The organism is Sphingobium sp. WR1, assembly GCF_059693745.1.
In genome coordinates, this window is record NZ_JCATID010000005.1 from 185,455 (window position 1) to 199,170 (window position 13,716).

Below are 13,716 nucleotides of genomic sequence, written 5' to 3' on the forward strand. Positions count from 1 at the left end.
TTGCTATCGGTCGCAGCAAGGCAAATTAATCAAGTTAAATTGGAAAATGTTTATTTAAACTTGAATTAAAATTAAAAATATATCGGCAAAAAATATTTATAGCTATAGAGAATATTTATCGATCTATTGTTTATTTCTATTTTCTCCGCCAGTCTGAACGTATCGATGATGATATTCTGATTGGCACGGCGAGGCGGCCATTCTTGCGCATCATAATGAACGTGGCATTAGCCTCGTGACGGCCGCAGCCGACAGGCAGGCCTGTTGCGGCAAGGCCGACCAGCGCATGACGGCGGGAGAGGAACATCGACATCCTGCCCACCGTCTATGCGCCGGCGGGGCGGATTGCTTCCGCCACCTGCCGGTTGAACGATGTGTCATAGCCCTTGTCCGCCCTGGGAATGTCCGGGATAATCCCGGCCGCATGATAGCGTTCGAAAATCCGGCCCTGTTCGCGAACAAGTTCTGTATCGATCGGCACCGCATCGCCGACATAGGATTGGGCGGCGAAACGCGCCACCGCAAAGGGGATGCCGGTTTCCTGCGCCAATATACGGGCATAGTCGTCGAGATGATTGCGCGCCCAGGCCCGCGCCCGCGCCAGGCGCGCGATATAATCGCCGAGCAGGACGCGCTTCCGTTCGATCGCCTTGTCATTGGCAGCATAGAAGCCGACGCCGGTGGGCAGATTACCGCCATCGGCCAATATCCTGTCGCCATCCTCCAGCACGGCGATGCCGACATAGCTGCCCCAGGTGGCCCAGGCGTCGATCGCGCCGGACGCCAGCGCCGCTTTCGCTTCGCCGTTGGACAAATAGGTCCAGCGGATCGTGCTGGCATCGATCTTCGCCCGTTCGAACAGGCGCAGCACCAGATCCTGCCCGGCCGATCCCCGGATCGTCGCCACCTTCCTGCCCCGCAGGTCGGCCAGGGTGCGGACGGACGAATTTTTCGACACGATGATGGCCGACGCCTTGCCGGCATGTTCACCCGCGGGTCGGTAGGCCGTCACCGCCTTGATATGCGCGCCGCCGGCATAAGCGAAGGCAAAGGGCGCCCCGCCAATGCCGCCGACATCGATCGCGCCGGCATCCAGCGCCTCCAGCAATGGCGAGGCAGCCGGGAACAATGCCCATTTGATCCGATAGGGCACATGGTCCAGTTCTCCCGCCGCCTTGAGCAGCGCACGCGCGCCTCCGCGCTGATCGCCCACGATCAGGGTCCGAGCATCATCCGCCGCGCCCCAGGATGCCGGACGGAACAGGGCGAAGGTCAGCGCGGCCAGCACCAGCCCCAGCGCGCCCCACAGCCAGAGACGGAGATGGCGTCGCGCCACCCCCGTTCCGTTCGAATCGGATGCGACCGGATCGGTCATCGCCGCCGCGCCGTTCAGAGATCGGCGTAGAGCGGTTCGTCGGCGATCAGGACACGATGGAGCAGGCGCGGATAATCGCCATAGTTGCGCACCGCATAGTGGACGGCAGCGCGATTGTCCCAGAAAGCGACCGATCCGGGCTTCCACGAAAAGCGGACCTGGAATTCAGGCCGCTTATATTGCAGCAATATCTGGTCGATCAGGTCCCGGCTTTCCGCCAGGTCGACGCCCAATATCTGCGGATCCTGCGTCAGATTGACCCAAAGTATCTTCTGGCCGGTTTCCCGATGGGTTCGCACCACCGGATGCGCGACGATCGGATAGTCATGACCGTCCGCCAGCAAGGCCGGACGATAGTCGTGGGTGACGTGCAGCCCCTTCAGCTTCTCCTTCAGTTCGTCCGAAAGCCCCTCATAAGCGAGATGCGCGTCGACCCAGACGGTGTCGCCCCCGACCGGCGGTATGTCGACCGCGCGCAGCACCGCGCCCCAGGTCGGCACCAGGCGCCAACTTGTGTCGCTATGATAGGCTTCGCCCGGCTTCACCTTCACCTTGGCCTGGCGCTTGTCGAAGCGGGCATTGTCCAGCGCGGAGATATTGTGGATCGGCGTGACCTTGGGATCGTGGGTCGTGCTGGGATGTGTGTAGAGCGGCCCGAATTGGCGCGCGAAGGCGGCGTGGCTTTCATTGTCGAGCTGCTGGTCGCGGAAGAAGACGACCTTATATTGCAGCACGGCTGTGCGGATCGCGTCCCGCACCTCCGGGCTTATCGGCCGGGAAATGTCGATGCCATGGATCTCCGCGCCGATGGTCGGCTGAAGCGGGCGGATGTCGAAATTGGCGGTAGTCCGTTCGGCTGCGGCTGTGGACATGATCTTGATCCTTTCCTGCCATATGGCTCCCCGAGATGGAGCGATATGGCGAGGTGTAGAAAATCACGCGGCGCAAATCCCATGATAAATTCTCGCCTTCTTATGATGTTGGATCGTCGGGTACGAATATCCTTCCTTTTCATGCGCACCTATTTGCAATAGCCCGCATGTATCGAGAAATTCCAATAGATGATGTGATCCGATCTCATGTCAATTTGAACAAATCAGCGGTGTTTGAGCGGTTCTCTTTATTCGAGAACAAGCCACAGCCCTCACCTGCGCGCCATGGCTTGCGGGAAGATCGGCATGACCCACGGGCCAGAAGAATGCGAATTATTTCCGCAGGACAACCTCGTCCAGCGGCTTGCCGGTCGCGGTGAAAGCGCGATAGGTCAGGCTGTCATGACCGACGTCGATCAGCTGATAGGCCTGCGTGCGCGAGGCCGATTTGCGCGCCCAGGGCAAGGAGGCGACGTCGTACATTTTGGGTCCGGCGACCGAGACGGCGTAGGTCGCGCCCTCCCCATCCTCGACCGGGCCGTCGGGGCCGATGGCGCCGCGGGCATAGCCATGATCATGGCCTTGCAGCACCAGGTCGACCCGATATTTGTCGATCAGCGGCTTCAAGGCTTCGCGTACGCGCGGATTGTCCCGCTTGGGTTCGCTGGAAAAAAGCGGGAAGTGGAGGAACATGACCGTCCAGCGGTTAGGGTTGTGCGCCAGCAGCGGCTCCAGCCATTGAACGATGGCGGCGCGGGATTCGCCGTCGCCATGCAGTTGCGGCGCGTCAATCGAGATCAGGCGCAGGCCCTGATAATCGGTATACCAGTTGGTCTCGCGCAGCCGGTCGATCTTTGCCGGTCCATTTTCGGGCAAGGTGAATTGGCGACGCCATTGCGGGTTCAGCACCGGTCCCCGGCCATATTCATGATTGCCCGGCGTCGGCATCTGCGGCGTCTGGGCATAGAGAAAGCCGCCGGCGGCGAACCATTCGCCCCATTCCGCGTCGCTGTCATGCCGGTTGATAAGGTCGCCCGCATGGATCACAAAAGCTACATCCCCCGCCTGACGGAAGGCCATGCGCAGCGTGCGCGAGGCTTCGGACAATATCTGGTTCTGCATGTCGCCCATATAGATGAAACGGAAGGGCTTCTCCGCTGCCTCTGCAGTGCGGAATTGCAGCCATTCCGACCAAGTCGCGCCGTCCCCGACGCGATAGGCATAGACGGTGGCGGGCTTCAGCCCCTTGAGAATCGCGGCGTGATAGCTGGCGCGGAAGGCCGGATCCTCGCGCACAGCGATGGTCGCGTCCTCGTCGCCCGCGGGCTGGGCCAGCGGCGCCTTCACGAAATCCGGCCCGTCGGTCGCCTCGGCATATTGCACCTGTCCCGCCTGCCCCGGCGCCGAACGCCAGGTGATCGCCATCTCATGCGCGGGATCGGCGGTGAGGTTGAGGATGATGCGCTCGGGCCTGACCGTCGCCGGGGCGAGCGGCGGTTCGGCCGGCGTCTGGGCGGACGCGGCCGGCGCAAGGGCGAGCGCAGTCGAGAGGAAAAGCAGGCGGGGAGAGATCATGGATGGATACTCGCGGTGAAAATGGGGCGCCCGGGAGAGGGTAATCGGGATCAGAAAACGAAATTCAGCCCGGCCGTGATGCTGCGCCCATTCTTGATATAGGCGCGGCTGGCTCCCGTGCCCGATGACACGGTGTACCAATAAGTGTGGGCGTCGAAGAGATTCTGCACCTGGAGCGAGGCGGTGGACTTGCCGAACACAGTCTTGCGCAGCGTCAGGTCGACGAAGCTGTAGCCCTGCTCATAGGGATTGTTGCCGAAATCCTGAATGCCCTCCATGAACTTGGACTGGTGTGTCCAGGCGCCGTAGATTTCCCAGCCCTTGCGCTGCCAGAAGATCTGCACATTGGCGATGCGGCCCGGCGTTTCGACCAGCGGCAGCGTATAGCCTTCGGGATGCCAGTTGATGCCGGTTTCGGCGCGCGACTTCTGCAGCGTCAGGTTGACGCCGAAGCCCAGCGAACCAAGCGGCCCCGGCAGCCAGTGCAATATCTGCTGGGCGTTGAATTCGATGCCATAGACCTCCGCCCATTTGCCGTTGTTGGGCATCAATATTGTTACGCCTTCCGGCGAGATATTCTCGCCTGATGTGCCGTTACGGATGTTGCTGGACGAAGAGCGATAGAGAAAATTCTTGATATGCTTGTAGAATCCGGCGACCGAATAGGCGCCCGTCGCCCCTTCATAATGTTCAAGACTGAGGTCCAGGTTGATCGCGCGCATGGGCTTCAGGTTCGGATTGCCCTGCTCGATCGACATCAGCACCCAGTCGCTGGTAGGGTTTTCCTCGCCGTCACCATCGGGATCGGTGTCATAGCCATATTCGCGCGCCGAACTCATACGGGCGATGTCCGGCCGGGCGAAGCTGGTCCAGGCCGCCGCGCGCAGCTTGGTGCGCGGCGTGAAATCGTAGATCATGTGCAGGGAGGGCAGGACATTGGTAAAGTCGCTGCGGTCGGTCGAATAGCGGCCGCCCTGCACCTCATCCAGATTATAGGCCTCGATCTTGTTGCGGGTCGTTTCGACACGGACGCCGCCGATGAAGGTCGCCTTGCCGACCTTCGCCGTTGCCATGGCATAACCGGCGATGACTCGCTCATTGAAGCGAAAGCTGTCCTCATCGGTGATCACCGCGTCGGCGGGGCTGACGGCGAAGCCGTCGAACACGCTGCTTTGCCCTTCTTCGGCGCGCCCCAGTTCGGCCAGCATCTTGCCATTGTCGATCGTCGTGCCGAGCCGATAGAGGCCGCTATACTGGCCGCCGAACAGGCTCGTCACTGCCTTGCCGTAGAAGGCGGAAAAGTCGGCGAGCGTGCCACTGGCGTCCAGGTTCAGGAACTCGCCGCTATAGGTGCGGCGGCGCGAGTTGAAATATTTGGCGCCGACCTTGATGCTGTCGAGCCAGCCGCTTTCCACCTTCCAGAGCAGGTTGAACTGGCCCTGCCACAATTTCTCGCTGCTGCCGCCGATTTCGCCGGACAGGCCGGCAAAGGCATATTCCGACGGATCCTGCACCGCCGCCATGCCGGCATCGTTAAGCAGCCATTTGGGAAAGCGGCTGTCACCCGCGCTGCTGAACAGCACGCCCGTATTTCCCAGCCAGCCATATTTGTCGCTGCGGAACTCCAGCTCATAGCCGTCATCCAGATTATCCTCGGACTGGGAATAGGAGACGTCATAATCGATCGTCACTGCGCCAAAACGGCTGACGCCACCGAAATTGGCCGAGGCGAGGCTGCCTGTCTCGCGCGATCCTTCCCAGAAGCGTCGCAGACGGAAACCCTGCGGATCCCAGGTGCCCGACCCGCCATAGAGGCTGTAGAAGGAGCGCGAGGAACGGTCGGCGTCAGTGATGATGCCGTCGCCATCCTGATCCTCGATCTGGGCGGTGGTGTAGCCATAGATACGACCCAGTTCCTCGTCATAGCCGACGACATTGTCATCGGGCTGGGCCAGACTGGTGTCGCTGCTGTCCACTTGCACCAAGCGAGCCGAATTCCGGCCGGTGTCGTTGCGGAAATTCAGCCGGTTGAGAAATTCCTCCTTCTGATATTTGTTATATTGGCCGCGCAGGTGAAGGTCGTGATCGTCCGATCTGTAGTCAAGGCTGCCATTGGTGCCCCAGCGCTTCACGTCCGTCTCGCCGAAGGCGATGTCCATGCCGCGCATCACGAACTTGTTGGGGTCCCAGCCCAAGGTCTCGCTGTTCTCATACCAGCTCATCGGCTGGTTGTCCCCATCGACGCCATTCTGCTCGAACTGCGACCGACGGCGGCTCCAGCTACCGGAGATGAAGACGCCGAGATTGTCGGTCAGCCGCCTGCCGAAGGCGCCCGATAACTGGCCCGACTTGCGGTCGTCATATTTGTCGAGAAAGCCGCCCTCCGCGGACAGGCGGACATAGGTCCTGTCATGGTCGAAGGCCGTCGGCGTCTGGATATCGACGGAGCCGCCCAGCGCATCACCGTCGCGGTCGGGCGTCAGCGATTTGTAGACGGTGATCTGCTTGATGCCGTCAGGCGGCAGGACGCTGAGGCGGACGCCCCTAAAGAAATTATCGTCGCGCGATCCCGCGCCGCCCAACCGCACGCCGTTCATGGAATAATTGTTGAGTTCGGTCGACAGGCCGCGAATGGTGATGCGGTCGCCCTCACCGGTCGTATGATTGCGCACCGCATTGACGCCGGGCAGGCGCGCCAGCGATTCCGAGACATTGTTGGTGGGCAGTTCGCCCATGTCGTCGGCCGTCACCGTATCGGAAATCTTGTCCGACTGGCGCTTGGTTTCCAGCGACGCGTTCACCGCCTTGGCAAAGCCGGTAACGACGATCTGCGCCTGCGGTGCTTCGGTGGCGCCCGCAACCGGAACAGCGGCGGCGCGCGGCGCGGGGGCAGCCTCCCCGCTGCGTGCGGCGACAGGGCGCGTCAGCGCGCCGGGGCGCACGATCACGGTCGTGCCGACGATGCGGACCTCGACATCAACGCCATCAATCAACGTCCGCAACGCCTGCTGTGCGCTCATCCGGCCGTTCACCGCGTGGCTGCGCCGCCCCCGCAGCGCATCGGGCGAGGCGGACAGCTGCATCCCGGTCACGCGCGAGAAGCTGGCCAATGCCCCGGCCAGATCCTGCGCCGGAATGGAAAAGCGGAAGCTTTGGCCCGTGTCGGGCGCGGCGGCGACCGTCGCGGGAAGCGCGACAGTCGCAAGGACGATGCCGGACGCGCAACATTTCAATAAGCTAGGCAAGAACATATTTCCCCCGATTCAGACGAATGTCGAACGGGAGACGTGGCTCATGATCCAAACCCTACAAAAGAAAATTATTACTTTTCAATTACATGATTATGTATTTGCGATGACATCAGAGCTGATCGCCAAGAACATAGCTCCCATCTTCCTCCCGCCAGCGCAGATCATGCGTCGCCGCCAGCGCTTCCAGCACCATCTTTGGATCCGACACCCGGAACCGGCCGCTGACGGGAATGATCCCCAGCGCGGGATCGGCCAGCCGCACCGGCTTTGCCGAAAAGCGGTTCATCCAATCCACCAGTCGCTGCATCGGTGCCTCTTCGGTCTCGTACCAACCGCCCAGCCATCCGGGCGCATCGCCAAAGGGGGCGGGCAGCCGACGGCCACGATTGCCGACGATGCGGATCGCCGTGCCGGCCGGCAGGCGCCATGCCGAACCGTCCGCCGCCTCGACGCCCACCAGCCCGCGATAGACCCGCACCGCAACGGCGTCCCCGCCCTGCCGGTCGACGTCGAATGCCGTCCCCAGGACCAGGATCTGCTTACCTGCACTGGCGATGGCAAAGCGGCGCCAGCGTTCATGCGCAACGTCGAAGAAGGCCTCGCCCTTCTCCAGCGTCGCGCTGCGCGACCAGGGCGTGATATGCACGGTCAGCCGGCTGCCGCCGCTCAGCGTCACCTGCGTGCCGTCGGCCAGCGCAATGCGCTGCACCGGGCCGGGCCGGACTTCGAACGACCGATCGACGATCACCCGCGGCAGCAGCAGCGCCGCCGCCACCGCGCAGGCCAGCGCGGCCCCGGCGCCCAGCGTCAGTGGCCTGCGCAGGAAGGCGATCATCCAATCCAGCGCTTCCCGCACCGGATGCGGGCGCGGCCGCTGCCATGCGACCTCCGACAACGCCTGGACGATAGCGTCGGATTCCCAAAGCGCCCGCATCCGGCCGAAACGCGCGACATTATCGGGATCGGCCATGATCCATGTGTCGAACGCGCGCGCGACGTCGGGCGCGGGCGCGGGTCCGCTCATCCGTTCGACCCAGAAGGCAGCCTCCCGGTCCTGCTGCTGCGCCATGGTCATTCTCCCAGCCATTCCGGGCCCAGCCCGGCGCGCTCGAACGCCGTTCTCAGGTCCACAAGGCCTCGTGTGATATGCTTCTCCACCGCCTTGACGCTCAGCTTCAACTCCTCCGCGATCGCCGCGCAACTCTGGCGCCGCAACCGCCGTCGCACGATCACCTCGCGCCGCAGAGGCGGCATATGTTGCAGCGTCCGGGTCAATATCGCCACCGCCTGGCGCGAATGGACGACGCGATCAAGCGAGGGCGCGGTGCATTCCATGCTTTCGTCCACTTCCCCGGACTGGCGCCCCTCGCGACGATAGATGTCCACCACCAGATTGTCGGCGATGCGAAAGCCGAGCGCATAGACGCTGCCGATTTCGTCGCGCTGCTGCAGCGCGATGAGGCGCGTCAGCGTTTCCTGCGCGACATCCTCCGCCAGGTCCGACCGGCCGGTCCTGCCCCGCACATAGCGCACGAGGGCGGAACGGACCGCTGTCCAGTCCCGCTGGTCTTCGGGCGTCGATGCGCGGCGGATCGGAAACAAGGCCGAATGTCCTGAAGGAGGATGACCCCGGCGCGCCTATAGGGCACAGGTTACGATTCGAAGACGAAACGACCCTTCTTGTGACCACCGCGTCGCCAGGGTCGGCAGCGCAACAGGAGCCGCTTGGCACCCACATCGATCCCGATCATGCAGCAATTATGATGATGGCCCGGTCCTCAATCGCCGATCCCTTCCGAGTGGCAGAGTCAGGTCGGCCCGGTCCGGCATCTCGGTCAATATATACCGGGTCAGCCGTTCATAATGTTGCACGAATCGGTCGAGCTGCGCCGCGTCCATCGCCCGGCTCGCGCCGCGGGCGACGAGCGCCGCTTCCTGTTGTCCGCGCCATGTCCGCACCACCGGAAAATCGGGCGCGGCGAGCAGCGCCAGCCGGTCGATCCAGGCGAACAGCTCGGCATAAGGACCGCGGAGCTGATGATTGACATGGCGGCGCCATATCCGGTCGGCGTCTTCATCCCGCTCCAGCGCATTGACGGGTATGGCAAGGTCCGCTTCCGGCTGTGGTCGGGCGCCGACGCACCAGCCCTCGAAAATCAGCAGATCGATCGGCCCCGCAATGGCTTCTCCGTCCCCGAAAGGCTCATCCTGCCCCTTGTCGAAACGCGGCAACAGCACCGGCGCGCCGGCCTTCACCGCCTCCAGGATGGCGATGCCCCGCACGGTGTCATGGGTGCCGGGCACGCCCCGCGTGCGGAACAGGGGATGGATATCCGCCGCCAAACGTGCGCGTTGCCTGCGCGCCAGATAGAGGTCGTCCAGCGACAGAATCGCCGTTCGCCGCCCTTCCCGCGCCATCAGCGTCCGCAACCCCGCTGCAAGCGTCGACTTGCCCGATCCCTGCGCGCCACACAGACCCAGGATCAGCGGCCGATCCGCCGCCACCGCCAGCCAGTCGCGCGTGGCTGCCGCTATGCGGTCTAGCGGCACGTTGCCGGCAAAGAAGCAGTCAGGATTGTCGGCCATCTTCATCCCCATGACGCTATATCGGACAGACCGACCAACGCGGCCGCCCGATCATAGCAGCCTCCGCCCGGCAAGGCTGCGCATCAGATGGCCTTCGCGATCGGAAACCACTTTGTCCGGCCACGAATTTCGCCCCTCGTGCAGCCATGACAGCGTATCGACCCAGAAGTCGGAAGCATGGCTATCATGAAAGAGGCCGAAATGGCCCAACGTCTCGCGGCCATAGTCGGAGGGCCGGAGCAGCACCGCCGTTCGCTCGGCGCCGCTATAATATGCCAGCGTGCGGCGAATGGCCGGCACGGTGCCGAGTTCGTCGTCCGAGACCGCCACCGCCAGGATAGGCGCCGTAACCGCTGCCATCCGCAGCAGCCTATCCTGACGCTCGGCAACCGGATGGCTGCGTTCGAAACGCAGGCCGCGAAAACTCCACTCGTTGGCGACCCCTGCCGGCAGATCCTCCAGCCATCCGAGCCGGCGACCGGGGAAATAGCCGCACGCCGCCGTAAGAGCCGGCATCGCGACATGCCATTTCAGGAAGAGGCGCAACCGGCGACCGGAGGCATAATCACCCCACCAGGCATATTGCGCGCCGACCGTCAGCATCCGATCGATCGCGGGCGCATTGTCGGCCAGGCCGGGCAGGAATCCGCCGATGCTGTGCCCGACCACGATGAGCGAGCCGCCGCGCTTCCGCTCGTCCATGAAACGGAGCGCGGCCGCGAAGTCGCGCTCACCCCAGTCCCGCCAGCGATAGCCGCAGCGCACCAGCCGATCCGGCCGCGATTGACCGATACCCCGATAATCATAGGTCAGGACGTCGAACCCGTGCCCGGCCAGGAAGCGGGCATAACGGTGATAGTAGCGCGCCAGGACGCCGGTGGCGTTGTTGATGACGACGGCGTGGGCCGGTCCATCGCCCGACGCGGGCCAGAGATGGCCGCCAAGGCGCACGCCATCACGACATATGATCTCGATCGTTTCTCCGGTCATGCCTTTGTCGGAAGCTGCGGAACTCATGCCGGCCAGATAGACCGCCGGAAGAATTGTGTATATTCACTAGTCGGTATACATCTGCCGCATGAAGAAGGCGACGGCCCCCACACGCGAGCGCATCATCGAAGCGGCTGGAAAGCTGTTTCATAGGGAAGGCATCCGCGCCGTCAGCATGGATGGGGTTGCCGAAAAGGCGGGTGTGACCAAGAGGACGCTCTATTATCATTTTCGCAGCAAGGACGAATTGATCGAGGCTCATCTGCAAGCGCGCGATCAGCCCAATCTGGCGCTGTTCCAGCGCTGGTTCGCGGAAACCGACGGCGACAGGGCTGACAAGGTGCGCGGCATCTTCCGCAATCTCGCCGCCTCTGCCCGGCACCCCGGATGGAAGGGATGCGGTTTCCTGCGCACGTCGGTCGAACTCGTCAATATGCCAGGACACCCCGCCATCGTAACCGGGCGCGCGCACAAGAAGCGGGTCGAGGACTGGCTGTGCTCAGTCCTGGACGACGCGCTGCCGCCTGCGTCCGCCCGGCAACTGGCACGGCAGATCATGCTTCTCCTCGACGGAGCCTTTGCTGTCGTGCTTCTCCACCGTGACGCCGGTTATATGGACGATGCCGGCGACGCGGCTGCATCCCTGATCATGGGCGCTGCGTCGCCGTAGCGTGGGGCACGGTTTCCGCCTTGAACGGTGCGGCCTCTCCGCGCTTGATGGCATAATTGCACAGGCCCTGAGGCAAAAAAGGCGACGCCTAAGTCGCCGTTCCTTGAAATGCCGTCCCCACAGTGAGTCGAAAATGCGCGCCGCGGTCGGTAGGAAGCAGGTGCAGCTCCCCGCGATAGGCAAAGAGCAGCGACCGGGCGATTGCGAGGCCGAGGCCGGTGCCGCCCTCTCCCCTCTTGCTGGTAAAGAAAAAATCGAAGATGCGGTCCCTGTCCCCCGGCGGAATGCCCGGTCCGTCATCGACAAGATCGATCCATGCGACATTCTCCCGCGCCGTGACGATGATATCGAGCCGTGACGCCCCAGCCTGTCGCGCATTGTCGGCCAGCGTGGTCAGCACGGTTTCCAATGCCCCCGCGTCCATGGTCAATGAGGGAAGCCGTTCAGGCACATGGAGATTGACGGCGAAATCCTTGCTCGCCAGCGCGTCCGCCACCGATGCCAGCACCGGCGCGGCCGCTGTCCGCGTATCGCGTTCGCCGACCAGCACATCCGCTCTCGCCAGTTCCATCAGCCGCCGCACCAGCCGCGACAGGCGCTCCGCATCGGCGGCCATATTGGCCAGGAAACGCTCCCGGTCGGCAGGCGTCATATCGGTGCCATGATCCTGCAGCAGTTCGATCGCGCCGGAAATGCCAGCCAGTGGCGTCTTGAACTCATGGCTGACCGAGGACGCGAAGTCGCGCAGATAGCGGGAGCGTTTCTCGATACTGTCGGCCATTTGCTCGAAATCCTGATAGAGCGCCCGGATTTCGACCACCTGCAGGGAAGGATGACGCGGCGCGACCCGACGACCCGAGGATAATTCGCGGGTCGCCCGGCTCAGCCCCTCGATCGGCCTGACGATCGCACGGGACAGCACGGCGGAAAGCAGGATCAACAGCAGGAAAATCGCCGACGCGCCAAGCGCGATCTTGCCCCGATCCTCATAGATGCCCAGAAAAAGCGCACGGGGGGATCGCGATATCAGCAGCGCCCCGACAACACGCCCGTCGACACTGATCGGCACGGCATGATGCAACCGGATACTCGCGGCGCGGCTCAGCCACTCCAGCGGATAGCGGGCTGTCGTGCCCTCATTCTCTCGCAAGACCGTTACCGCCCGGCCGCCAAGCGCCGCCCGGATTTCCGGCAGAGCAGCCAGGCTTCGCCCGCCTTCCCGACCGTTCAGCACCACGCCGTGCCGATCGAGCATCAAAATGGACGACAAGGTGGTCAGTTTGGTTTCGGCAAAGGCGGGCATCATCTGCCGCGCGAGCGCAACGGCCGCGCCATCGGGTCGGTCGCGCGTTACCGTCGCGTGCGGCCGCGGTGGAAGGATTGGCGAGGAGCGCAGGTCCACCTCGGTCATCCGGTCATGATAGCGCACCGGGGGCGCGGGCGTGGCGGGGCGGGCAACCATCCCCTTCCAGACCACCGCCGCGCTTGCCGCCAGGGCTGCACCCTGCGCCACCAGTTCCGCCTCGGTCCGTCGCACCAGCGCATTTTCGTAGACGCGCAGGAAGACCGCCCCGAAGCCCGGCAACGCCGCCACGAACAGCAAAGTCCCGAGCAATATCGTGCGCAGCCGCAGCACCGGCCAGTGCCGGGCGATCCGCACCTTGAACCCTGCCATCATGCAGGCGGCGCCGTCCCGCTGCATCCGCCCAGCCGGTAGCCGATCCCGGCGCGCGTCTCGATGATGTCGACGCCGCCGACATCGGCGAATTTGCGGCGCAGGTTACGGATATGGCTATCCACTGTCCGGTCGGTCAACGCAAAGCCCGGTCCCCGGAAACGATCGATGATCTGATCGCGCGAAAAGATACGGGACGGCATGGCGAGCAAAGTGCGCAAGATGGTGAACTCGGTCACTGTCAGGCCGACCTCCCGGGCCTGCCAGTGCGCAGACCAGCTTTCGGTGTCCAGGCTGAGCAGCCCATGGCGGATGACGCCGACATTTTCCACCGCCGGCGGCCGGGCGGCGGTGCGGCGCAGGATCGCCATGGAGCGCGCCACTACTTCGCGCGGGGAAAAAGGCTTCACCACATAATCATCGCCGCCCAGTTCGATGCCCAGCACGCGGTCGATCTCATCGTCGCGCGAGGAGAGGAAGAAGATCGGCACGTCATTTTGTGCCCGAAGCCTGCGGCAGACCTCCAGCCCGTCCATGCGCGGCATGTTGATGTCGAGGATGACAAGGTCGGGCGCGTGCCGCTCGACCTTGTCCAGTGCCTGCTCGCCATCGGCGGCCTCGATCGTGTCCAGTCCCGCCTTGCCGAAGGCGAAGACGAGAAGCTGTCGGATATGGGGATCATCATCGACGATCAGGATAGTGCTGGGCATGGGACATAGGAT

The 13,716-nt window shown here is 63.4% G+C and carries 11 protein-coding genes; 1 reads left to right on the forward strand and 10 read right to left on the reverse strand.

Annotated features, from left to right (window positions below):
• Positions 1-325: 325 nt before the first annotated feature.
• The 8 genes from AC58EF_RS08845 to AC58EF_RS08880 form a co-directional block, all read right to left on the reverse strand.
• On the reverse strand, positions 326-1,375 hold the full coding sequence (locus AC58EF_RS08845; RefSeq protein ID WP_497275689.1) for an ABC transporter substrate-binding protein: 1,050 nt from the start codon (positions 1,373-1,375) through the stop codon (positions 326-328).
• Positions 1,376-1,389: 14 nt separating this feature from the next.
• Entirely contained in the window at positions 1,390-2,247 is an 858-nt protein-coding gene (locus AC58EF_RS08850) for a TauD/TfdA dioxygenase family protein (protein ID WP_497275691.1), read from the reverse strand.
• A gap of 333 nt (positions 2,248-2,580) precedes the next feature.
• Complete coding sequence (locus AC58EF_RS08855) at positions 2,581-3,822, reverse strand: purple acid phosphatase family protein (RefSeq protein ID WP_497275693.1); 1,242 nt, start codon at positions 3,820-3,822, stop codon at positions 2,581-2,583.
• Positions 3,823-3,872: 50 nt separating this feature from the next.
• Entirely contained in the window at positions 3,873-7,067 is a 3,195-nt protein-coding gene (locus tag AC58EF_RS08860) for a TonB-dependent receptor (RefSeq protein ID WP_497275694.1), read from the reverse strand.
• A gap of 115 nt (positions 7,068-7,182) precedes the next feature.
• Positions 7,183-8,142 carry a FecR family protein gene (locus tag AC58EF_RS08865; RefSeq protein ID WP_497275696.1) on the reverse strand — a complete coding sequence of 320 codons (960 nt, stop codon included), beginning with the start codon at positions 8,140-8,142 and terminating at the stop codon, positions 7,183-7,185.
• 2 nt (positions 8,143-8,144) lie between these two features.
• Positions 8,145-8,675, reverse strand: coding sequence for an RNA polymerase sigma factor (locus tag AC58EF_RS08870; RefSeq protein ID WP_497275697.1), 531 nt, complete (start codon positions 8,673-8,675; stop codon positions 8,145-8,147).
• Positions 8,676-8,831: 156 nt separating this feature from the next.
• Positions 8,832-9,659 (reverse strand): kinase, encoded by an 828-nt coding sequence (locus tag AC58EF_RS08875; RefSeq protein WP_497275699.1) that lies wholly within the window; start codon positions 9,657-9,659, stop codon positions 8,832-8,834.
• 51 nt (positions 9,660-9,710) lie between these two features.
• Positions 9,711-10,676: an alpha/beta hydrolase family protein gene (locus tag AC58EF_RS08880; RefSeq protein WP_497275700.1), complete on the reverse strand. Its 966-nt coding sequence runs from the start codon at positions 10,674-10,676 to the stop codon at positions 9,711-9,713.
• 61 nt (positions 10,677-10,737) lie between these two features.
• On the opposite strand from AC58EF_RS08880, the gene AC58EF_RS08885 reads away from it, so the two are divergent.
• Positions 10,738-11,319, forward strand: a complete 582-nt coding sequence (locus AC58EF_RS08885) for a TetR/AcrR family transcriptional regulator (RefSeq protein WP_497275701.1) — start codon at positions 10,738-10,740, stop codon at positions 11,317-11,319.
• Between the two features lie 88 nt (positions 11,320-11,407).
• Here AC58EF_RS08885 and AC58EF_RS08890 read toward each other — a convergent pair whose 3' ends face one another.
• Both AC58EF_RS08890 and AC58EF_RS08895 read right to left on the reverse strand, forming a co-directional pair.
• Positions 11,408-13,021 (reverse strand): sensor histidine kinase, encoded by a 1,614-nt coding sequence (locus tag AC58EF_RS08890; protein WP_497275702.1) that lies wholly within the window; start codon positions 13,019-13,021, stop codon positions 11,408-11,410.
• Entirely contained in the window at positions 12,994-13,704 is a 711-nt protein-coding gene (locus AC58EF_RS08895) for a response regulator transcription factor (protein WP_497275704.1), read from the reverse strand. The genes AC58EF_RS08890 and AC58EF_RS08895 overlap by 28 nt, the downstream gene beginning before the upstream one ends.
• Positions 13,705-13,716 lie beyond the last annotated feature (12 nt).